Source organism: Seongchinamella sediminis (genome assembly GCF_003457605.1).
Lineage (GTDB): Bacteria > Pseudomonadota > Gammaproteobacteria > Pseudomonadales > Halieaceae > Halioglobus > Halioglobus sediminis.
Map to the genome: position 1 here is coordinate 30,592 of NZ_QRAN01000023.1, position 21,625 is coordinate 52,216.

At 62.8% G+C, this 21,625-nt stretch carries 20 protein-coding genes; 10 read left to right on the top strand and 10 right to left on the bottom strand.

What is annotated here, in order from left to right:
- Positions 1-74: 74 nt before the first annotated feature.
- Genes cysG through DWB85_RS16920 form a run of 6 tightly spaced genes read right to left on the bottom strand, consistent with a single transcriptional unit; the run spans position 75 to position 7,418 of the window.
- Positions 75-1,457: a siroheme synthase CysG gene (gene cysG, locus DWB85_RS16895; protein ID WP_117956909.1), complete on the bottom strand. Its 1,383-nt coding sequence runs from the start codon at positions 1,455-1,457 to the stop codon at positions 75-77.
- A gap of 1 nt (position 1,458) precedes the next feature.
- Positions 1,459-2,757 (bottom strand): serine--tRNA ligase, encoded by a 1,299-nt coding sequence (gene serS, locus DWB85_RS16900; protein WP_117956911.1) that lies wholly within the window; start codon positions 2,755-2,757, stop codon positions 1,459-1,461.
- A gap of 46 nt (positions 2,758-2,803) precedes the next feature.
- Positions 2,804-3,178: a fluoride efflux transporter CrcB gene (gene crcB, locus DWB85_RS16905; protein WP_117956913.1), complete on the bottom strand. Its 375-nt coding sequence runs from the start codon at positions 3,176-3,178 to the stop codon at positions 2,804-2,806.
- Positions 3,179-3,195: 17 nt separating this feature from the next.
- Positions 3,196-4,509, bottom strand: coding sequence for a replication-associated recombination protein A (locus tag DWB85_RS16910; RefSeq protein WP_117956915.1), 1,314 nt, complete (start codon positions 4,507-4,509; stop codon positions 3,196-3,198).
- The gene (lolA, locus tag DWB85_RS16915) at positions 4,499-5,122 is read right to left on the bottom strand and encodes an outer membrane lipoprotein periplasmic chaperone LolA (RefSeq protein WP_117956918.1); all 624 of its coding nucleotides are present in this window, start codon (positions 5,120-5,122) and stop codon (positions 4,499-4,501) included. The genes DWB85_RS16910 and lolA overlap by 11 nt, the downstream gene beginning before the upstream one ends.
- Positions 5,123-5,132: 10 nt before the next feature.
- Positions 5,133-7,418 (bottom strand): DNA translocase FtsK, encoded by a 2,286-nt coding sequence (locus DWB85_RS16920; RefSeq protein ID WP_117956952.1) that lies wholly within the window; start codon positions 7,416-7,418, stop codon positions 5,133-5,135.
- 266 nt (positions 7,419-7,684) lie between these two features.
- On the opposite strand from DWB85_RS16920, the gene trxB reads away from it, so the two are divergent.
- The 4 genes from trxB to infA all read left to right on the top strand — a co-directional run bounded on the left by trxB (position 7,685) and on the right by infA (position 10,569).
- Positions 7,685-8,632 carry a thioredoxin-disulfide reductase gene (trxB, locus tag DWB85_RS16925; RefSeq protein ID WP_117956920.1) on the top strand — a complete coding sequence of 316 codons (948 nt, stop codon included), beginning with the start codon at positions 7,685-7,687 and terminating at the stop codon, positions 8,630-8,632.
- 64 nt (positions 8,633-8,696) lie between these two features.
- Positions 8,697-9,410 carry a leucyl/phenylalanyl-tRNA--protein transferase gene (gene aat, locus DWB85_RS16930; protein ID WP_117956922.1) on the top strand — a complete coding sequence of 238 codons (714 nt, stop codon included), beginning with the start codon at positions 8,697-8,699 and terminating at the stop codon, positions 9,408-9,410.
- A complete protein-coding gene (locus tag DWB85_RS16935) occupies positions 9,407-10,117 on the top strand; it encodes an arginyltransferase (protein WP_117956924.1) in 711 nt (236 codons plus the stop codon). Before aat ends, DWB85_RS16935 begins: the two co-directional genes overlap by 4 nt.
- A 233-nt stretch (positions 10,118-10,350) precedes the next feature.
- A complete protein-coding gene (gene infA / locus DWB85_RS16940; RefSeq protein WP_117956954.1) occupies positions 10,351-10,569 on the top strand; it encodes a translation initiation factor IF-1 in 219 nt (72 codons plus the stop codon).
- A gap of 11 nt (positions 10,570-10,580) precedes the next feature.
- Here infA and clpA read toward each other — a convergent pair whose 3' ends face one another.
- The 3 genes from clpA to icd form a co-directional block, all read right to left on the bottom strand.
- On the bottom strand, positions 10,581-12,866 hold the full coding sequence (clpA, locus tag DWB85_RS16945) for an ATP-dependent Clp protease ATP-binding subunit ClpA (protein ID WP_117956926.1): 2,286 nt from the start codon (positions 12,864-12,866) through the stop codon (positions 10,581-10,583).
- Between the two features lie 16 nt (positions 12,867-12,882).
- On the bottom strand, positions 12,883-13,206 hold the full coding sequence (gene clpS / locus DWB85_RS16950) for an ATP-dependent Clp protease adapter ClpS (RefSeq protein WP_117956928.1): 324 nt from the start codon (positions 13,204-13,206) through the stop codon (positions 12,883-12,885).
- Positions 13,207-13,449: 243 nt separating this feature from the next.
- Positions 13,450-14,703 (bottom strand): NADP-dependent isocitrate dehydrogenase, encoded by a 1,254-nt coding sequence (icd, locus tag DWB85_RS16955; RefSeq protein ID WP_117956930.1) that lies wholly within the window; start codon positions 14,701-14,703, stop codon positions 13,450-13,452.
- Between the two features lie 147 nt (positions 14,704-14,850).
- Here icd and DWB85_RS16960 point away from each other — a divergent pair, with 147 nt between their 5' ends.
- The 6 genes from DWB85_RS16960 to DWB85_RS16985 are packed head-to-tail and all read left to right on the top strand — an operon-like array spanning position 14,851 to position 20,174.
- Positions 14,851-15,447 (top strand): pseudouridine synthase, encoded by a 597-nt coding sequence (locus DWB85_RS16960; RefSeq protein WP_117956931.1) that lies wholly within the window; start codon positions 14,851-14,853, stop codon positions 15,445-15,447.
- A complete protein-coding gene (locus tag DWB85_RS16965; RefSeq protein WP_117956933.1) occupies positions 15,444-15,917 on the top strand; it encodes an NUDIX hydrolase in 474 nt (157 codons plus the stop codon). The genes DWB85_RS16960 and DWB85_RS16965 overlap by 4 nt, the downstream gene beginning before the upstream one ends.
- Positions 15,898-16,989, top strand: a complete 1,092-nt coding sequence (mnmA, locus tag DWB85_RS16970; protein WP_117956935.1) for a tRNA 2-thiouridine(34) synthase MnmA — start codon at positions 15,898-15,900, stop codon at positions 16,987-16,989. Before DWB85_RS16965 ends, mnmA begins: the two co-directional genes overlap by 20 nt.
- Positions 16,990-17,631: a high frequency lysogenization protein HflD gene (gene hflD, locus DWB85_RS16975; protein WP_117956937.1), complete on the top strand. Its 642-nt coding sequence runs from the start codon at positions 16,990-16,992 to the stop codon at positions 17,629-17,631. It begins immediately after the preceding gene.
- Positions 17,632-17,665: 34 nt separating this feature from the next.
- On the top strand, positions 17,666-19,042 hold the full coding sequence (purB, locus tag DWB85_RS16980) for an adenylosuccinate lyase (protein WP_117956939.1): 1,377 nt from the start codon (positions 17,666-17,668) through the stop codon (positions 19,040-19,042).
- Positions 19,043-19,046: 4 nt separating this feature from the next.
- On the top strand, positions 19,047-20,174 hold the full coding sequence (locus DWB85_RS16985) for a cupin domain-containing protein (protein ID WP_117956941.1): 1,128 nt from the start codon (positions 19,047-19,049) through the stop codon (positions 20,172-20,174).
- Here DWB85_RS16985 and DWB85_RS16990 read toward each other — a convergent pair.
- Positions 20,162-21,379, bottom strand: a complete 1,218-nt coding sequence (locus DWB85_RS16990) for an HNH endonuclease signature motif containing protein (protein WP_162846176.1) — start codon at positions 21,377-21,379, stop codon at positions 20,162-20,164. The genes DWB85_RS16985 and DWB85_RS16990 overlap by 13 nt on opposite strands.
- Positions 21,380-21,625 lie beyond the last annotated feature (246 nt).

Consider the following 21,625-nt stretch of genomic DNA (forward strand, 5'->3'; position numbering starts at 1 on the left):
AGACCCGGCAGGCGACTACCTGCCGTTCCCGGTCATGCCCCTGGCCGTTCAGTCATTCCGGCGCGAGCCGGAACCTACTCCTCGCCGAACCAGCTCAGCTGCCGGTGCAAGCGCACCACGCTGCCGACGATTATCAGCGTCGGCGCCCTGGGCTGCTCCCGCTCCACAATCCCTGCCATGGTCGCCAGGGTGCCGGTGATGACCCGCTGCTCGTTTGAGGTCGCTCGTTCGATAAGGGCGATTGGCGTATCTGCACGCCGGCCGTTGTCCTGCAACCGGGCGCAGATAAGCGGCAGGCCCACCAGGCCCATGTAAAACACCAGGGTCTCTGTGTCTGACTGGAATGAGCGCCAGTCCAGATCGCTGCTGCCATCCTTGAGGTGACCGGTGACAAAGCGTACCGACTGGGCGTGGTCACGATGGGTCAGGGGAATGCCGGCATAACAGGCCGCTCCGCTGGCGGCGGTAATGCCCGGCACCACCTGGAACGGTACCCGGTGCCGTGCCAACAGCTCGATCTCCTCGCCGCCGCGGCCGAAAATGAAGGGGTCGCCGCCCTTCAGCCGCGCCACGCGCTTGCCTTGCAGCGCCAGGTCAACCAGCAGCTGGTTAATCTTTCCCTGCGGCACGGCGTGCTCATCCCGCCGTTTGCCGACGTAGATGCGCTCGGCGTCCCGCCGGGACATCTCCAGTATGCCCGCAGAGACCAGTCGGTCGTAGAGCACCACATCGGCACTCTGCAGCAGGCGAACGGCCTTGAAGGTCATCAAATCCGGGTCGCCGGGGCCGGCGCCAATCAGGTAGACCTCGCCGTTGTGGTGTGCTGAGGTATCCTGCAGCAGCTGCTCCAGCAGCGCTTCCGCCCGGGCCTCCCTGCCGCCCATGACCTGCTCCGCCACAGCGCCCTCCATGACCTGCTCCCAGAACAGCCGCCGGGGTGTCTCCTCTGGAATGGCCGCCTTGACGCGATCACGAACGCGCCCGGCAAATTGCGCCAGGCGACCGTAGGCAGCCGGCACCATGGCCTCGATTTTGCGTCTGAGCTGCCGCGCCAGCACCGGGCTGCGGCCGGATGAGCTGATGGCAATCAACAGCGGATCACGGTCGACGATGGACGGAAAAATAAAAGTGCACAGGTCGGGAGAATCGACCACGTTAACCGGCAGGTTGAGGGCCCGGGCATCGGCATGGACCTGCTCGTTGACCGCCCGATCAGGGGTCGCGGCGACCACCAGCATGCGCCCGTGCAGGTCCGACTCGCGGTAGCGGGATTGCTGCCAGTTACCGCCGTGTTCAGCCAGCAGCTGCTCCAGCTCAGGCGTAATCTCCGGCGCCACCACGGTGAGACTGGCCCCGGCGCGCAGCAACAAGCGGGCCTTACGGGTGGCCACGGTGCCCCCGCCCACCAGCACTACCGGCGCATTGCGAACCTGCAGGCAGACGGGCAGGTACTGCATGTCAGGCGCCCAATGTGGCCCGGCCACCCATATAGGGCTGCAGCACGGCGGGTATGCCGATGCTGCCGTCCGCCTGCTGGTAATTCTCCAGGATGGCCACCAGGGTGCGGCCAACCGCCAGGCCGGAACCATTGAGGGTGTGCAGGAGTTCGGGCTTGCCGGTTTCGGGATTGCGCCAGCGGGCCTGCATGCGCCGGGCCTGGTAATCGCCGAAATTGCTGCAGGAGGATATCTCGCGATAGGTGTCCTGGGCGGGCAGCCAGACCTCGAGGTCATAGGTCTTGCGGGCGGAGAAGCCGATGTCACCGCCGCAGAGGATCACCTTGCGATAGGGCAGCTCGAGCAGCTGCAGGATCTTTTCGGCGTGGCCGGTAAGGGCTTCCAGGGCGGCGTCGGACTGGGCGGGGCGCACGAACTGCACCAGCTCCACTTTTTCAAACTGGTGCTGGCGGATAATGCCCCGGGTGTCGCGCCCGTAACTGCCGGCCTCGCTGCGGAAGCAGGGCGTATGGCAGGCGAACTTGACTCCCTCCTCGCCCAGTTCCGCGTCCTCGAAAATACGCTCCCGGCCGACGTTGGTCACCGGCACCTCAGCGGTGGGAATCAGGTAGTAGCCCTGCTCACCCTCGAGCTTGAACAGGTCCTCCTCGAATTTGGGTAACTGCCCGGTGCCGCGCAGGGAATCGCTGTTGACGATATAGGGCACGTAGATTTCACGGTAACCGTGTTCGCCGGTGTGCTGGTCGAGCATGAACTGGATCAGTGCGCGATGCAGGCGGGCCAGGCCGCCGTACATGACATTGAAGCGCGAGCCGGTGATCTTGCCCGCGGTTTCGAAATCCATCTCCCCCAGCGCTTCACCGAGGGCGACGTGGTCCCTGACCTCAAAGTCCAGCCGGCGCGGTTCGCCCCAGCGCCCGACTTCCCGGTTATCGTCCTCGCTGGCCCCTTCCGGCACGTCCTCTGCCGGAATGTTGGGCACCGCCAGCAACAGTTCTTCCAGCTGCGCCTGCACCTGCTTCGCCTCGCCGGTCAGGGTATCGATCTGGCTGGCGATTTTTTCCAGGGTTTCATTGACCTGGGCCTTGGCGTCATCGACGCTCATGCCCTGGCCTACCAGGGCGCCTATTTGCTTTGAGGCGGCCTTGCGCTCGGCCAGCAGGTTCTGGCTATCCACATCGGCCTGCTTGCGCCGGGCGTCGAGGGCGGTGAATTGGTCAACGTCAAAAACAAAGCCGCGCTTGCGCAACGCGGTGGCGACGGCTTGCGGGTCCTGCCTGACGGTCTTGATATCCAACATGTGCTGATTGTTCCTGTGCCTGCAAAAGTCCTGGGGTGACGGCGCGCTAGATCAGCGCGCGGGTCAGGTGTATCGAGAGGCCGGCCATGAATACGCAGCTGACGGCGCTGACCGCCATATAAGCCAGCGCGTGGCCGGTATGCCCATTCTCCATCAGGGCGATGCTCTCCAGCGAAAACGTGGAAAAGGTGGTGAAGGCGCCAAGAAAGCCCACCATCAGCACGCTGCGCCAGTCCTGGTGCAGCACCTGCCTCTCGATCAATACGAACACCACCCCGATAAGAAAGGAGCCCAGCATGTTTACCAGCAAGGTGCCCAGCGGCCACTTGCCCTCCCACAGGGCGTGCGCCCAGGAGGAAAGCAGGTAGCGCGAGACAGCGCCAGCGGCGCCGCCCAGGGCGATAAACAGCAGGTATTTCATCCGTACCGGGAAGTGCTTCAGTCGTAGCGGCGTATTGTACTGCTTTTGTCCCGCCCGCGCAGGTACTCCAGCTTGTCGCCAATCTTCTTTTCCAGCCCGCGGTCCACCGGATAGTAGTACTGCCGGTCCGCCAGCGCCGCGGGAAAGTAGTTCTCCCCGGCCGCGTAGCCCCCCTCCTCATCGTGGGCATAGCGGTAATCGGCGCCGTGGTCCATGTCCTTCATCAGGCTGGTGGGGGCGTTGCGCAGGTGCAGCGGAACCTCCAGGCTGGCGCCCTCTGCCACCTCCGACCGGGCCGCCTTGTAGGCCGTGTAAACCGCGTTACTCTTGGCGGCACAGGCCAGGTAGACGATGGCCTGGGCGATGGCCAGCTCCCCTTCCGGGCTGCCCAGGCGCTCCTGCACCTGCCAGGCGTCCAGGGCGATGGTCAGGGCCCGGGGATCGGCATTGCCGATATCCTCGCTGGCCATGCGCACCACCCGCCGGGCGACGTAAATCGGGTCGCAACCGCCGTCGAGCATACGGCAAAGCCAGTACAGCGCGGCGTCGGGAGCACTGCCCCGCACCGACTTGTGCAGAGCGCTGATCTGGTCGTAAAACAGGTCGCCGCCCTTGTCGAAGCGACGCAGCGAGGCCTGCAGCACTTCTTTCAGGGTGTCGCCGGTGATTTCGCTGTCTTCCGCCAGGTCCGCGGCCAGTTCCAGCAGGTTCAGTGCCCGGCGGGCATCCCCGTCCGCCTGGGCGGCGATCAGTTGCAGACTGTCATCGCTGGCGCGCACGCCACCGCCCAGTTCCGCCAGCCCGCGCTGCAATACTCCCAGCAGCTCGTCGCTCTCCAGGGAGCGCAGCTTGTAGACCCGGGTCCGGGACAGCAGGGCGTTATTGAGCTCAAAGGACGGGTTCTCGGTGGTGGCGCCGACAAAAATGACGGTGCCGTCCTCCACATAGGGCAGGAAGGCGTCCTGCTGGGCCTTGTTGAAGCGGTGGACCTCATCGACAAACAACACGGTGTCCCGCCCGGCGGCCTTGTGCTGTCGGGCCTGGGCTATCGCCTCCCTGATCTCCTTGACCCCGGACAGAACGGCGGAAATCTGCAGGAAGTAGGCGTCGGCGGCTTCCGCGGCGATACGCGCCAGGGTGGTCTTGCCGACCCCCGGTGGCCCCCAGAAGATCATCGAGTGCAGCTGGCGCCGGTCGATGGCCTCCCGCAGGGGTTTGCCGGGGGCGAGGATATGACTTTGCCCGGCATAGCCGGCCAGGTCCACCGGTCGCATGCGGGCCGCCAGCGGCTGGTAACCGCCACTGCCCGCTGCAAACAGGTCACTGGTCATGGTAGAACAAGTCAACGCCCTCCGGGGGTACGAAGGCGAAGTCCGCAGGCTTCAGGGGTGCATCGGCATCTACCGCCAGCAATTCGATAAACAGCCGTTGATTGAGTTTGTCGACCACTTCCATGGCACTCACCTGGCCGTCGACAAACACCAGGGTCAGTGACTTGAAGGCGGCGTTGCCATCGAGGGGCGCCAGCTGGAAGCGGCCCTGGCCGGTATTGGCAACCACAAAGTTTTCGCGCAAAAGGCTGCTGTCACCGGCGAGGATTTGCAGCGGCGACAAATCCTGTTGCCCCGCCACCGGCCTGCGGGTCACCGTTTCCAGGTCGCGGTCGAAATGCCACAGGTACTCCCCGTCAGCAACGATCAGCTGCTTGTCAGGACTGTCAATTTCCCAGCTGACGTAGTGCGGTTTGAGCAGCTTGAAGCGCCCGCTGCTATTGCCGGTTACGCCACTCTCCCCGTCACCGTACTGGGTCTGGCGGAACTCGCCCTGCAGCTGCTGCAGGTCGGCCAGCAGCAGGATTAACTGCTCGGTGGCAGCGTTCCCGGAGCGGGCAATGCCAGCGACCAGGCACAACCCGAGGGCGAACAGGAGTACGATTTTCTTCATTGTTGGCTTGTCAATCTTCCACTGGTGGGGGCGCCAGCACCTCGCGCTGCCCGTTACTGCCCATTTCGCTGACCACGCCCGCGGCTTCCATGGCCTCGATCAGCCTGGCGGCGCGGTTGTAGCCGATGCGCAACTTGCGCTGCACGCTGGAAATGGACGCCCTGCGGCTCTGGGTCACGTAGTGCACCGCTTCATCGTAGAGCGCATCGCTCTCATCATCTTCGTCACCGCCACTGGCCTGGAGTTCCCCGGCGGTAACCGGCGTCTGCCCACCCTCGTCCAGCAGGCCATCGATGTACAGGGGCTCGCCGCGACGCTTCCAGTCGGCGACCACCCGGTGCACCTCCTCGTCGGAACAGAAGGCGCCGTGCACCCGGTTGGGCACCCCTGAGCCCGGCGGCAGGTACAGCATGTCGCCGTGTCCCAGCAGCTGCTCGGCGCCGCCCTGGTCCAGAATGGTGCGGGAATCCACCTTGGAGGAAACCTGGAAGGCGATGCGGGTGGGTACGTTGGCCTTGATCAGGCCGGTGATGACATCCACCGAGGGGCGCTGGGTCGCCAGGATGAGGTGGATCCCCGCCGCCCGCGCCTTCTGGGCGATACGGGCAATCAACTCCTCCACCTTTTTGCCGACAATCATCATCATGTCGGCAAACTCATCGATGACCACGACGATCGAGGGCAACCGCTCCAGGTTCGGCGGTGTCTGCTCCTCGTCGGTTTCGGCAAAAATTGGATCCGGGGTCCACAGGGGGTCGGCGATCGGCGTACCGGCCCTGGTCGCGTCCTGGACCTTGCGGTTGTAGCCGCCGAGGTTGCGCACACCGAGGGCGGCCATCAGCTTGTAACGCCGTTCCATCTCCGCCACGCACCAGCGCAGGCCATTGGCGGCATCCTTCATGTCGGTGATGACCGGGGTCAGCAGGTGGGGAATGCCATCGTAGACCGACAACTCCAGCATTTTCGGGTCCACCAGGATCATGCGCACATCCTCCGGACCTGACTTGTACAGCAGGCTCAGCAGCATGGCGTTCACCCCCACCGACTTGCCGGAACCAGTGGTGCCGGCGACCAGCAGGTGGGGCATTTTGGCCAGGTCGGCGCACACCGGCTGGCCAGAGATATCGTGGCCCAGGGCCAGGGTCAGGGGTGACTTGGACTGGTCAAAGGCCCGGGAGGCCAGCACTTCCCGGAAGTTGACGATTTCCCTGTCCTCGTTGGGAATCTCGATACCTACCACCGACTTGCCGGGTATCACTTCCACTACCCGCACCGAAATCACCGCCAGCGAGCGCGCCAGGTCCTTGGCGAGGTTGGAAATGCGCGACACCTTTACCCCCGGTGCGGGCTGGATCTCAAAGCGGGTGATGACCGGCCCCGGATAAACCGCGGTCACCTCGGCGGTGACCCCGAAGTCCGCCAGTTTCAGCTCCAGCAGCTTCGACATCGCCTCCAGGTTTTCCTTGGAGAAGCCCTTGTTGGGATCCTTGACCTCGGCATCCAGCAAATCCAGGTGCGGCAGTTCGCCGGTGGTGGGGGCATCGAACAGCGGCTGCTGCTTTTCCTTTTCCACCCGCTCGGACGTTTCCGCCTTCGGCTTGAGCGGCTTGATTTTCGGCGGCTTGCGCTTTTTCTCCTTCTCGACATGCTGCTCGATGACCACTTTGCGGGCCTCCACCGCCCTGTCCCGCTCCCGCCTGGCGCGGAAATCGTCCACGGTCCTGATCACCCAGGCGCGGGAGCGCTCAAAGCCCCGCAGCGCCCAGGAGCCGAGCCGGTCCATCAGCTTGAGCCAGCTGAGATCGGTAAAAATGGTCATGCCGAAGAGGAATACCGCCAGCAGGATAAGCCGGCTGCCCACGGCGCTGAAGGCGAGGGTGAAAGAGCTGCCAATAGCCTGGCCGAGAATGCCGCCGGCCCCCTGGGGCAGCGCGGTGGTGCCGGTATCGTTCATGGCCGCCAGTGCAGTGCCGGCGATCATCACCAGCACCAGGCCCAGGGTACGGATGCCGAAGGTGAGCCAGTCAAAAGGCTTTTCTTCCCTGCGCTCGACCAGGATCACCACCGCGCGGTAGGCCAGCAGGATGGGAAACAGGTAGGCGGCGTAGCCGACCAGGGAGAAAAACACGTCGGCCAGCCAGGCGCCAGTGGGGCCGCCCAGATTGGCAATGCTGCCGCCGGTGCCGCTGGCGGACCAGCCGGGATCCCGCGGGCTGTAGGTCAACAGCGCCAGCAGCAGGTACAGGCAGATTGCGCTGACGCCGATAAAGGCGCCCTCACGCAGCCGCGGACCCATGAATGATTCGGTATTGGTTGTGTCTGGCACGCTTGTTACTGCCCTTTCCCGCTATCCCCTGTGCAAGGCCTGCTATCGGCCTCATAGCCAGGGGCAATTGTCGCCCATTCTGCTTCTTTTTCAAAGACTTATGGCTATTATTTAGAATTTTCCGAACCTTTGTCGGATTTTCCCCTTTAAAGTACCATAGTCGGCCCCAATAGAGAGCACAGTATATCCGTTTTCGCCCGGCCACGGCCGCCGACCCAACCAAGGAAGCCAATTCGATGAGTGAAGCACGTCACATCCCCCTGATTATTCTCGGCAGCGGACCAGCCGGCTACACGGCGGCGGTCTATGCCGCCCGCGCCAACCTGAACCCGGTGGTCATTACCGGCATGCAGCAGGGCGGCCAGCTGACCACCACCACCGAGGTGGAGAACTGGCCCGGCGGCCACGCTGAACTCCAGGGCCCCGAACTGATGCAGAATATGCAGCAGCACGTGGAGCGCTTCGACACCGAGATCGTCTTCGATCACATCGACGAGGTAGACGTGAACGCCCGCCCCATGCTGCTCAAGGGTACCGGCAGCTACACCTGCGATGCCCTGATCATCGCCACCGGCGCCTCGGCACAGTATCTTGGGCTGCCCTCGGAAGAGGCGTTCATGGGCAAGGGCGTCAGCGCCTGCGCTACCTGCGACGGTTTCTTCTACCGCAACAAAAAGGTCGCAGTCATCGGCGGCGGCAACACCGCCGTTGAGGAGGCCCTGTACCTGGCCAACATCGCCGAACATGTGACCCTGGTGCACCGTCGCGATGCCCTGCGGGCGGAGAAAGTACTGCAGGACCGGCTGTTTGCCCGCGAAAAGGAAGGCAAGGTCACTATCCTGTGGGACCACGTACTGGACGAGGTGCTGGGCGATGACAGCGGAGTGACCGGCATGCGTATCAAGCACGTCAAGGACGATAGCGCCTCGGAAATCGACCTCGCTGGCGTCTTTATCGCCATCGGCCACAAGCCCAACACCGACATGTTTGCCGGCCAGCTGGAGATGAAGGACGGCTATATCATCATCAAGAGCGGCCTGGATGGCAATGCTACCAGCACCAGCGCGCCGGGCGTATTCGCCGCCGGCGACGTGGGCGACCATATCTATCGCCAGGCGGTGACCTCCGCCGGCTTCGGCTGCATGGCGGCGCTGGATGCGGAAAAATACCTGGACAATCTCTAGGGTGCAGCACCTTCGCGGATAGATCCCGGCGTTCGCCGGGCCCCCTACCTGGTTTAATAAGCCCATGCGCGCGATTCAACAGCTACACACGGGGGATGCCTTCCCGCCCACCAGCGAAGCCCTGGATTACCCCAACGGGCTGCTGGCGGTGGGTGGCGATCTCTCCCCGGCACGCCTGCTCGACGCCTACCGGCGGGGTATTTTCCCCTGGTACGAGGAGCCCCAGCCGGTGCTGTGGTGGACCCCGGACCCGCGGTCGATATTGTTCCCCGGGGAGCTGCACGTCTCCCGCTCGCTGCGCAAGACCCTGCGCAGGAATCGCTTCCGGCTGGCGGTGGACCAGCGCTTCGAGGCGGTGATGCGCCACTGCGCCCAGCTGCGCGGCGACGGGCTCGGCACCTGGATAGGCGACGATATGCTCGCCGCCTACTGTGACCTGTACCATATCGGCCATGCCCACTCGGTGGAGGTGCTCAACGAGGCCGGGGAACTGGTGGGCGGGCTTTACGGCATCGCTATCGGGCGCATGTATTTCGGCGAATCCATGTTCAGCGAGGAGCGCGACGCCTCCAAGGTTGCCCTCGCGGCCCTGGTCGATATCCTCAAACGCGGCGGATTCCGGGCCATCGACTGCCAGGTGGAGAGCGACCACCTCAACTCCCTGGGCGCCCGCAATATCAGCCGACTGGACTTCGAGGCCTTGCTTGCCCAAACTATAGACGTCGCCCACGATAACAGTGTCTGGCAACTGCCGGAGACTTGCGGAGATTTGTTGTGACCTCTTCACTGCGGGACCTCAAGGTCTATACGACCTACCCCCACAGCTGCAGCTACCTGGATGAACGGGAGGCCACCACCCTGTTTGTCGATCCGCGCCAGGAGGTGGACCAGAGCCTGTACAGCAACCTGTCGGTGCTGGGCTTCAGGCGCAGCGGCAACCACCTGTACCGCCCGCACTGCAACGGCTGCGATGCCTGCATCCCCGCCCGCATTCCAGTAGCTGATTTTGCTCCCAACCGCGCCCAGCGCCGAACCAGCGGCCGCAACAAGGACCTGGAGGTGGAGCAAACCGAGGATATCCGCGATGAGGCCGCCTTCGACCTGTACCGGCGCTATATCGAGCAACGCCACGCCGATGGCGACATGTACCCGCCGGACCGGGAGCAGTACCTGTCCTTTCTCGACAATGCCTGGGAGTGCACCCGCTACTTCCGCTTCTACGATGACGGCAGGCTCACCGCCATCTCGGTCGTGGATGAATTACTCGACGGCCTGTCCGCCATCTACACCTTCTTCGACCCCGATGCCGAGAAACGGAGCCTGGGCCGCTACGCCATTCTCTGGCAGGTGGAAAAGGCCCGGGAACAGGGCCTGGACTACCTCTACCTGGGTTACTGGATCAAGAACTGCCGCAAAATGGCCTACAAGTCCGAGTACCGCCCCCTGGAAGTCTACATCAACGGCCGCTGGACGACGTTACTTTAGTAAATCCGAGAACTCTGAGAGCTTCAGGCGCCGCTAGTTGTGATCGGGGGCGTCTGAGCACATGGATGTGCGAAGCCGAGCGCACAGGGAAGTGCTTGTAGCGTACCCCGAGCGCAACTAGCGGGGGCTGGAGTGTGCCGCAAAGAGCTCAGAATTAACAGCAAATAAGCTAGAAACAGCTTGCCGTTTCAGGCAAAATGCGCCCCTGTTTTTATACCGAGGAAAGCCGCCACATGGCGAAAGAAGACCAGATCGAAATGGAAGGCGAGGTGATCGACACCCTGCCCAACACTACTTTCCGCGTTGAGCTGGAAAATGGCCACATTGTGACCGCCCACATCTCGGGCAAGATGCGCAAGAACTACATTCGCATTCTCACGGGCGACAAGGTGCGCGTTGAACTGACTCCCTACGACCTGAGCAAGGGCCGCATCACCTACCGCGAGCGCTAATACAGCGCTCGCTAGTCCTCTTCCAGGGCGACCTCCTCTTCCTCGACCCGCACTTCCAGCCTGTCGTCGGCCTTGTTGAGCCGCACCAGCGCGGTGCCCCCGGAACGGGCCAGGTCGCCGAACAGTACCAGTTCCGCCAGCGGCTTCTTGATGTGTTCCTGGATGATGCGCTCCATGGGCCGGGCGCCCATGTGCTGGTCGTAACCTTTCTCCACCAGCCACAGGCGGGCGTCCTCGTCCACGTCGATGGTCACCCGCTTCTCGTCCAGCTGGCCCTGAAGTTCGGTCAGGAACTTGTCGACCACCGTGAGAATCACATCCTCGCCCAGCGGCTCGAACTGGACGATGCTGTCCAGCCGGTTGCGGAACTCGGGGGTGAACATCCGGTTGATGGCCTCCATGCCGTCAGTGCTGTGGTCCTGGCGGGTAAAGCCGATGGTACGGCGGCTGATGCTCTCGGCGCCGGCATTGGTGGTCATCACCAGGATGACATTGCGGAAATCCGCCTTGCGGCCGTTGTTGTCGGTCAGGGTGCCGTGGTCCATCACCTGCAGCAGCAGGTTGAACACTTCCGGGTGCGCCTTCTCGATCTCGTCGAGCAGGACCACCGCGTGCGGGTGCTTGGTCACCGCATCGGTGAGCAGCCCGCCCTGGTCGAAGCCGACATAACCGGGCGGCGCGCCGATCAGCCGTGACACGGTGTGCCGCTCCATGTACTCGGACATGTCGAAACGAATCAGCTCCAGCCCCAGCTGCATGGCCAGTTGCCGGGTTACCTCGGTCTTGCCGACCCCGGTGGGGCCGGCCAACAGGAACGAGCCAATCGGCTTGTCGGCGGCCTTGAGGCCGGCGCGGGCGAGCTTGATTGAGGTCGCCAGGCTGCTGATGGCCTGGCCCTGGCCGAACACCACCATCTGCAGGTTGGACTCCAGTTTTTGCAGGGTCTCCTTGTCATCGGTGCTGACCGTTTTCGGGGGAATCCGGGCGATCTTGGCGATCACCGATTCGATATCCCCCACGCCGATGACTTTCTTGCGCTTGGAGGGGGGCTGCAACTGCTGGTAGGCCCCGGCCTCGTCGATCACGTCGATGGCCTTGTCGGGCAGGAAACGATCGGTGATGTAACGCGCCGAGAGATCGGTCGCCACCTTGAGGGCCTTGTCGGTGTAGCGCAGCCCGTGGTGCTCCTCGAAGCGCGGCTTGAGCCCCTTGAGGATTTTGTAGGCATCTTCCGGGCTCGGCTCGAGCACGTCAATCTTCTGGAAGCGGCGACTGAGGGCCTTGTCCTTGTCGAAGATGCCCCGGTATTCCTGGAAGGTGGTGGAACCGACGCAGCGCAGCTTGCCGGAGCTGAGCAGCGGCTTGAGCAGGTTGCTGGCGTCCATTACTCCGCCGGAGGCGGCGCCGGCGCCGATAATGGTGTGCACCTCGTCGATAAACAGGATGGCATGCTCGCGCTTCTTCAACTCCGCCAGCAGCCCCTTGAAGCGCTTCTCGAAATCGCCGCGGTACTTGGTGCCCGCCAGCAGCGAGCCCAGGTCCAGCGAGTAAACGACAGCGTCCTTGAGCAGGTCCGGCACATCGCCGTCGACGATCTTCTTGGCCAGGCCCTCGACAATGGCCGTCTTGCCAACCCCGGATTCTCCGACCAGCAGGGGGTTGTTCTTGCGCCGCCGGGCGAGTATCTGCGCCACCCGCTCCACCTCCGGCACCCGGCCGATCAGCGGGTCAATATGGCCCTCCGCCGCCTCCTTGTTGAGGTTGGTGGAGTAGCTGTCCAGGGGGTTGGCCTCCCCTTCTTCGGCTACGTTGCCGTCGCTGTCAACCGCTGGATCGGGGGCGCTGGCATCGCCGTCACCAGACACCTTGGAAATACCGTGGGTGATGTAATTCACCACGTCCAGGCGGGCAATATTCTGGGTCTTGAGGAAGAATACGGCCTGGCTTTCGGATTCGCTGAAGATGGCTACCAGGACGTTGGCGCCGGTTACCTCGCTCTTGCCCGAGGACTGCACATGGAACACCGCCCGCTGCAGCACGCGCTGGAAACCGAGCGTGGGCTGGGTGTCCCGGTCCTCCTCGTCTTCTGGAATCAGGGGAGTGGTGGCATCGACGAACTCAACCAGGTCGCCGCGCAGGCCGCTGATATCGGCGCCACAGGCCTTGAGCACCCGGATCGCGTCGTTGTTGTCCAGCAGCGCCAGCAACAGGTGCTCGACCGTCATGAACTCATGGCGCTTGGCCCTGGCGCCGCGGAAGGCGTCGTTCAGGGACTGTTCCAGATCATTACTCAGCATATACCACTCCCGGGCGCTAGCCCTCTGATGCCTCGATTTCACACAGCAGCGGGTGTTCGTTCTCCCTCGCGTACTGGTTTACCTGTGCCGCCTTGGTCTCGGCGATATCACGGGTAAAAATGCCACAGACCCCCTTTCCCTGGGTATGCACGGTCAACATGACGTGCGTCGCCTGTTCGCGGTTCATGCGGAAGAAGGTTTCCAGCACTTCCACCACGAACTCCATCGGCGTGTAGTCGTCGTTTATCAGCACAACCTTGAACAGCGGCGGCCGCTTCAGCTCGGGTTTGCTCTCCTGCAGGGCCAGCCCGCTGTCCGAGTCATGCTCCTCTTTACTCATACGCATGTTGCTGTGTGTATGGATGTACTCCACGCTACCACTCTTGTCTCTGTGCCTGTTGACTGCTGTATATGGATACAATACTCGTGTTTTCAAGGGGCCGCAAACTGGACAAAGCCGCTGCGTTTGTAGTGGTATTGCCGCTAATCTGTTCACTGTTTCAGCGCATCAGGGCACTCAGTTACCGAGAAAAAAGGCCCACAGTTGCCTGTGAGCCTTTCGCGGCAGCCTGCAGTAGCGGTACTACATGGACTTGACGATGGCCTGCCCGAACTCGGAGCAGCTGAGCAGGGTCGCCCCCTCCATCAGTCGCTCGAAGTCATAGGTGACCGTACCGGCCTGGATCGCGCCGTTCATGCCGTTGATGATCAGGTCCGCGGCCTCGTTCCAGCCCAGGTGGCGCAGCATCATTTCCGCTGAGAGTATGAGCGAACCCGGGTTGACCTTGTCCTGGCCCGCGTACTTGGGCGCGGTACCGTGGGTGGCTTCAAACAGGGCGATGGTGTCCGACAGGTTGGCGCCCGGGGCGATACCAATGCCGCCAACCTGGGCGGCCAGCGCATCCGACAGGTAGTCGCCGTTGAGGTTCAGGGTGGCGACCACGCTGTATTCTTTCGGCCGGGTCAGCACCTGCTGCAGCATGGCGTCGGCGATCACGTCCTTGACCACGATCTCGCGGCCGGTGTTGGGGTTGTTCAGGGTCACCCAGGGGCCGCCGTCCAGCAGGCGGCCGCCGAATTCCTCCTGGGCCAGTTCATAACCCCAGTCGCGGAATGCGCCCTCGGTGAATTTCATGATATTGCCCTTGTGCACCAGGGTGACGGAGGGCAGGTCCTGGTCGATGGCGTACTGGATGGCCTTGCGCACCAGGCGCTTGGTACCCTCTTCCGACACCGGCTTGATACCGATGCCGACATTTTGCGGAAAGCGGATTTTGGTGGCACCCATTTCGTTGATAATGAAATCCACCACTTTCTGCGCTTCGGCGGAGCCCGCCTGGTACTCGATACCGGCGTATATGTCCTCGGAATTTTCGCGGAAGATCACCATGTTGCAGGCGCCGGGGTCTTTCACCGGCGAAGGCACACCCTCGAACCAGCGCACCGGGCGCAGGCAGGTATAGAGGTCCAGCTCCTGGCGCAGGGCCACGTTGAGGGAGCGGAAGCCGCCGCCCACCGGCGTGGTCAGGGGCCCCTTGATTGCCACTGAATAGGCCTTGATGGCCTCCAGGGTTTCCTCCGGGAACCAGTCGCCGTCATAGAGCTCAGCGGCTTTCTCGCCGGTGTAGATTTCCATCCAGGAGATTTTCTTCTGCCCGTTGTAGGCTTTTTCCACCGCGGCGTTGACCACGTCGATCATCACCGGGCTGATATCCACGCCGATCCCGTCACCTTCGATGTAGGGGATGATAGGATTGTCAGGGACGTTCAGGCTGTGGTCCCCATTGACGCTGATTTTTTCGCCCTCGGAGGGGACCTGAATATGCTTGTAGCCCATACTTGTACTCCACTGCTGCTGGGTTCTTGGATTGACCGGGGCATCTCCGGGACACCCGCAAAGGCGGCAGAAGTATAGCAGATACTGCGGCAACTTCTGCCGGTCAAGCACGGCAGTGCCGGCAACCAACAAGGAACCCACCACCCCGTGGCCAGCATCGTTCTTTTCAACAAGCCGTTTCAGGTGCTGAGCCAGTTCAGTGACCCTGACGGACGCCGCACCCTGGCCGACTACCTGCAGCTGCCGGGTTACCGGGCTGCCGGGCGCCTGGACTACGACAGTGAGGGCCTGCTGCTGCTCACCGACAACGGCCGGCTGCAGCAGCAGATCGCCAATCCCCGTCACAAGCTGTGGAAAACCTACCTGGTGCAGGTAGAGGGCGATATCGATGAAACCGCCCTGGGCGCGCTGGCTGCGGGCGTCGAGCTGAAGGACGGCCCCACCCTGCCCGCCCGTGCAAGCAGGGTTGAACCACCGGTACTGTGGCCGCGTAACCCTCCCGTGCGGGAACGAAAGTCGGTGCCCGACAGCTGGCTGGAGCTATCCATTCGCGAGGGTCGCAACCGGCAGGTCCGGCGCATGACGGCGGCAGTGGGTTTACCCACCCTGCGCCTGGTGCGCACCCGGATCGGCGACTGGTCGCTGGCCGGACTCGACCCGGGTGAACACCGCCTTGAGCAGGTGCACCTGGCTACCCGGCCAGCCGGCGCGGCCAACAAACGCCACCAGAGGAAACGCAGATGACTACAACCGGCAGCTGGCCACCCCACGTTACCGTGGCGACCGTGGTCGAGCAAGACGGCCGCTACCTGATGGTAGAGGAACACGATGCCCTCGCCGGCGGACTGGTATTCAACCAGCCCGCCGGTCACCTGGATCCCGGCGAGCGCCTGGTCGACGCCGCTCGGCGCGAAACCCGGGAAGAAACCGGCTGGGACGTCGCCCTGACCGGAGTGGTCGGGGTGTCGCTGGCGACCGCGCCCAACGGCATTACCTACTACCGCACCAGTTTTGCCGCCCGGCCGCTGGGCCCGCTTGAAAATACCGCGCTGGACCCCGATATACATGCCGTGCACTGGATGAGCTACGATGACATCCTGGCCAACTCTGCTAGAATGCGCAGCCCCCTGGTACTGCCCACCATAGAGCAGTATCGCCGGGGCCACTGCTATCCCCTGGAACTGATCTACATCGATGAGCCTGAACGCTGCTAAAAAAGTCATCGTCGGCATGTCCGGCGGTGTCGACTCCTCGGTATCTGCCCTGCTGCTGAAGGAGCAGGGCTATACCGTGGAAGGCCTGTTCATGAAAAACTGGGAAGAGGACGACGGCACCGAGTACTGCACCGCCAAAGAGGACTTCGCTGACGCCCAGGCGGTCGCCGACAAGCTGGGCATCACCCTGCACGGCGCCAACTTTGCCGCCGAGTACTGGGACAACGTGTTCGAGCACTTCCTGGAAGAATACCGCGCCGGACGCACGCCCAACCCGGACATCCTCTGCAACCGGGAAATCAAGTTCAAGGCCTTTCTCGACTATGCCCTGGTGCTGGGCGCCGACCTGATCGCCACCGGCCACTACACCCGCCGGGGAGAGTGCGACGGCAAGGCCACGCTGCGCAAGGGCCTGGATGCGAACAAGGACCAGAGTTACTTCCTGCACGCCGTCGGCCACCGGGAACTGGAAAAGACCCTGTTCCCGGTCGGCGACATTGCCAAGCCCGACGTACGCGCCCTGGCGGAAGAGTACCAGCTGGCCACCGCGAAGAAGAAGGACTCCACCGGAATCTGCTTTATCGGCGAGCGCCGCTTCAGCGACTTTCTCCAGCAGTACCTGCCCGCCCAGCCCGGTGAAATCCACAGCCTCGACGGTGAGTACCTGGGCCGGCATCAGGGCCTGATGTATCACACTATTGGCCAGCGCCAGGGCCTGGGTATCGGCGGCCTGGCCAATCACCCGGATGCGCCCTGGTATGTGGTGGATAAAGACCTCGGCAACAATGTCCTGCTGGTCGCCCAGGGCAATGACCACCCCGCCCTGTTCAAGCGTGAACTGAGTACCGGTGAGATCTACTGGATCGCCGGCGAGCCACCCGCCCTGCCGCTGGCCTGCAAGGCCAAGGTCCGCTATCGCCAGCAGGACCAGGCCTGCACCGTCAGCCGCATCGCTGACGGCTACAGGGTGACTTTCGAACAACCGCAACGCGCTGTAACCCCCGGGCAATCCGTGGTCTTCTACCAGGGAGACCTTTGCCTCGGTGGTGGCGTCATAAAGCAGACCGCCTGAATGAGCCACGAATTTTCCTCCCTGGAACAGCAAACCATCGCCCTGGCCGGTGTGGCCCAGGCCGCGCGGCTGGTGGACCAGGTATCGCGAACCGGCAGCTACCCGATTGAATTTCTCGAGCCGAGCATCCACAGCCTGTTCGAGTTCGATCCGGCGGACGTGGCCGCCATCTACGGCGACCTGGCGGGAGTGAAACTCGGCCTGAACAATCTCAGCGCCATACTGGCCAGCCGCCAGGCGGAAGAGAATCGCGAGATCGTGCGCTACGTGTTCAACATGCTCTACCTGGAGCGCAAGTTTGCCGCCAGCAGTGAAATGATGTCGGTGGTGCACGCCCGCCTCGAGCACACCAGTTTCAAGGCCGAGCACTTCGCCGGCCACGTCAACGAGGTCTGCCACAGCGTGTCCGGCATTTACCAGGATACGCTCAGCAAGCTGCGCTTCCGCATCAAAGTCAGCGGCAGCGCCCAGCACCTGCAGGACAAGGTCAATGCCGACATCATCCGCGCCCTGCTTCTCGCCGGCATTCGCTCGGCCTTCCTCTGGCGCCAGCTGGGCGGCCGGCGCTGGCGGCTGTTGTTCGAGCGCAAACGCATGCTGGAAACCAGCCAGAAGCTGTCGCGCAACCTCCCCGTGGTGTAAAATCCGCCCCCTCAGATCATCTCAGGAAGCATTCATGGACCTCTCAGCACTCACCGCAGTTTCCCCCATCGACGGACGCTACGGCAGCAAGACTGCTGCCCTGCGTGACGTATTCAGCGAGTACGGGCTGATCAGGCGCCGGGTGCTGGTGGAAGTACGCTGGCTGCAGTGCCTGGCGGACCACCCGGGCATCGCCGAGGTGCCGGCCCTGTCCCCCTCGGCCAGGCAACTGCTCAACCGGATCGCGGATGAGTTCGCCGTGGTCGATGCCCGCCGAATCAAGGATATCGAAGCCACCACCAACCACGATGTGAAGGCGGTGGAATACTTCATCAAGGAGCGCTTTGCCGGCAACGAAGAGCTGGAAGCGATTGCCGAATTCGTTCACTTTGCCTGCACCTCCGAGGACATCAACAACCTGTCCCACGCACTGATGCTGCGCGACGGTGTGGAAACGGTGCTGCGCCCCGAAATGGACAACATCGTCGAGGCGCTGTCCGCCATCGCGGTGGATGCGGCCGAGGTACCCATGCTGTCGCGTACCCACGGCCAGACCGCCAGCCCCTCGACCATGGGCAAGGAAATCGCCAACGTGGTGGCCCGCCTGCGGCGCCAGCTCAAACAGATTGACCAGGTGGAGTACCTGGGCAAGATCAACGGCGCCATCGGTAATTACAACGCCCACCTGAGTGCCTACCCCGACGTCGACTGGCAGGCCAACGCCGAATCCTTTGTCACTTCCCTGGGCCTCACCTGGAACCCCTATACCACCCAGATCGAGCCCCACGATTACATGGCGGAACTCTTCGACGCCATTGCCCGCTTCAATACCATCCTGCTGGACTTTGACCGCGATGTCTGGGGCTATATCTCGCTGGGCTACTTCAAACAGAAAACCGTGGCTGGCGAGGTGGGCTCATCCACCATGCCGCACAAGGTCAACCCGATCGACTTCGAGAACTCCGAAGGCAATCTCGGTCTGGCCAACGCGGTGTTTTCCCACCTGGCGGCGAAACTGCCGGTCAGCCGCTGGCAGCGCGACCTCACCGATTCCACCGTGCTGCGCAACATGGGCGTGGGCGCGGGGTACAGCCTGATCGCCTACCAGGCCAGCCTCAAGGGTATCGGCAAGCTGCAGCTCAACGAGGAGCGCCTGGCCGCGGACCTGGACAACAGCTGGGAAGTGCTGGCCGAGCCGATCCAGACCGTCATGCGCCGCCACGGCATCGAAAAACCCTACGAGAAGCTCAAGGAACTGACCCGTGGCCAGGACATGAGCAAGGCCGTGATCCAGGACTTTGTGAGCAAGCTGGCCATCCCGGAACAGGCGAAAAAGGAGCTACTGGCCCTGACCCCCGCCAGCTATATCGGCAACGCGGCAAGCCAGGCCAGGAATATCAGCCAGGAGTAAGCGCATGGGCCAGGAACTGCAGATCGACAAGGACGCGTTTCTGGCCCGCCACTGGCAGCGCAAGCCGCTGCTGATGCCGCAGGCCCTGCCCGACTTCCGTGTCCCGATCGCTGCCGGTGAGCTGGCGGGGCTGGCGATGGAAGACGGTATCGAGTCGCGCATTATTAGCTGCCAGGCTGACCAGTGGCAGTTGAGTCACGGCCCCTTCAGCGAGGCCGATTTCCAGCGCGATGGCCCCTGGACCCTGCTGGTGCAGGCCGTTGACCACTATATTCCCGAGGTGGCGCGACTGCGACAGCTGGTGGATTTCATTCCCCGCTGGCGTATCGACGATGTCATGGTCAGCTATGCCAGCGACGGCGGCAGCGTCGGCCCTCACTACGATAACTACGATGTATTCCTGCTCCAGGGCGAGGGACAGCGCTTATGGCGACTGGGCCAGTACTGTGACCACGACAGCCCGCTTGCGGCCCATGATGAGTTGCGCATCCTGGCGAACTTCGACCAGCAAGCGGAATTCCTGCTCAGTCCCGGGGATATTCTCTATGTGCCCCCCGGCACCGCCCACTGGGGTATCGCCCAGGGTGAATGCACCACCTTCTCCATCGGTTTTCGCGCCCCCAGGGTCAGCGAGCTGGTGTCGCGGTTCACCGACCAGTTACTGACCCAGTTGGAGCCGGAACAGTTCTACCACGATGCCGGCCTGGAACCGGCGACCCGCGCCGGCGAGATCCGACCCCGGGACCTCGAGCGCGTGGCGGCACAGCTACAGGCTGCGCTGGATGAGTCGGTGAGCAATCACTGGTTTGGCGAACTGGTTACCGAACCCTGCTACACCCCCTTCCCCGATGACGATGAGTTGGCGGAAGCCAGGGCGATTCTTGCCGATGGACCGCTGCGCGTTTCCCTCAACCCGGCGGCCAGGCTTGCCTGGCAGCACGAAGAAAACACCCTGGTAGTCTTCGCCAATGGCGACAGCCGCTGCTTCAGCGACGATTTACTGTCCCTGCAGGCGGCGCTCTGTCGGCAGGCGCTACTAGCGGGTGATCAACTTGCGTCAGCCACCCGTAATCCACAGGGCGCGCAGTGGCTGGACTACCTGCTGGAATCCGGTTGTATTTACGTGGAGTGAACCGCTGCGTTACTTGAATGATGGCCCGCACTGCCTCCATCACGCCATAGCAAGGCATCTACCACCATGCTGTAATCGCAATTCTCTCCCCGCCAACCGGTGACAGCAGTGCCTGAATCGACTGCGGGCGCGATGCTGCTCAAGGCCTGCGCAGACGATTCCGCGGAATCGTGGGGAAACTGTGGATAGAAGCTGCTTTCAATTTCCTCGCCTGAGGGCCTCAAGAAAGTCATCTGAGTTTTACCCTTGGTTTTACTCGCACTAATAGAGAAGCTGCCACGGTGTAATTGCCGGTGATGGTAGCGACACAGTGTTACCAAATTGTCCAGACTGGTCTCACCGCCATCGGCCCAGTGCTGGATATGGTGAAAATCAACGTACCGAGATTCGCAGCAGCCTGGAAAACGGCAGGTTTTATCGCGCGCTTTCAATGCCCTGCCGATATGGGCAGGCACCGTGCGGCTGCGACGGCCGATATTGAGTACCTCGCCATTTTCGTCTTCCAGCACGGTAAGCAGGCTGGCATCACAGGCCAGCCGTCGGGCGGTGTCCGGGGAGAGCCAGGTCTTATCATCGAGGTGGCAGTGCTCATGGGCGCAGTCAGCCCCCTTGCTGTGCTGCCGCAGGGTGTTGATATCCACATGCAGCATCACCTGGCAGCGCTCGCTGCCTGTTAGTCCCCGCTGCTCGCCACCCCTGGTGTAAGTCGCCAGGAAATGTTCGCTCATGGCTACCAGGGCGTCCGCACGAGTGTGGCTGAGTAAGTGCTGGAATTGCTCTGTCTTTGCCTTCGACTGTGCGGGTGAAAACGATTCCGCGGAATCGTTTTGGGCTTGTTGTTGCGCGGCCTGCTGCCCGGGCAAGGCTATCGCCTCGATGGCCTTTACCAACAGGGAGCCGGCTTCCGGGGGCAGTTTTGCGTGGATGATCCACATACCATCATCGCCCTGGTAGTAAAGCAGTTCCCGTTGGTTTTCCTGCTCCTGCTCAACAGGCTGATCCGGTTTTTGGCATACCCGGCGGTATTTCTTCACCACCTGTTCCACATGGCTGGCGGTGCCCTGGCGGGCAATATAGAGCAGGTAATCCTCGTTCTCCGGGGTCGCCACGCGGGTCATGGCGCGGACCTTGGAGTAGCTGATCTCGCCGGCGGCGAAGGCAGCATCAATTTGCGGCAGGTTTTCAAGGCAGTGGGCTACCCGCACTTTTTCCCGGGCGGCAACCANTGGGCTACCCGCACTTTTTCCCGGGCGGCAACCAGGGCGATCCCGCATTTCCAGTTCAACCAGTGGGCACAGGAGCGCAGCGTGCCACCACCACTCCAGCCCTGGCGCCGGTCAAACTCCGCGATGAGCTTTAACAGACGGTGGTTGGCGGCATTGATCTGGCCGGCCAGCAGGGTGATGTGATCGGCCAGGTCCTGGTCGGTTTCAAGTTCGGCAGGAAGTGCG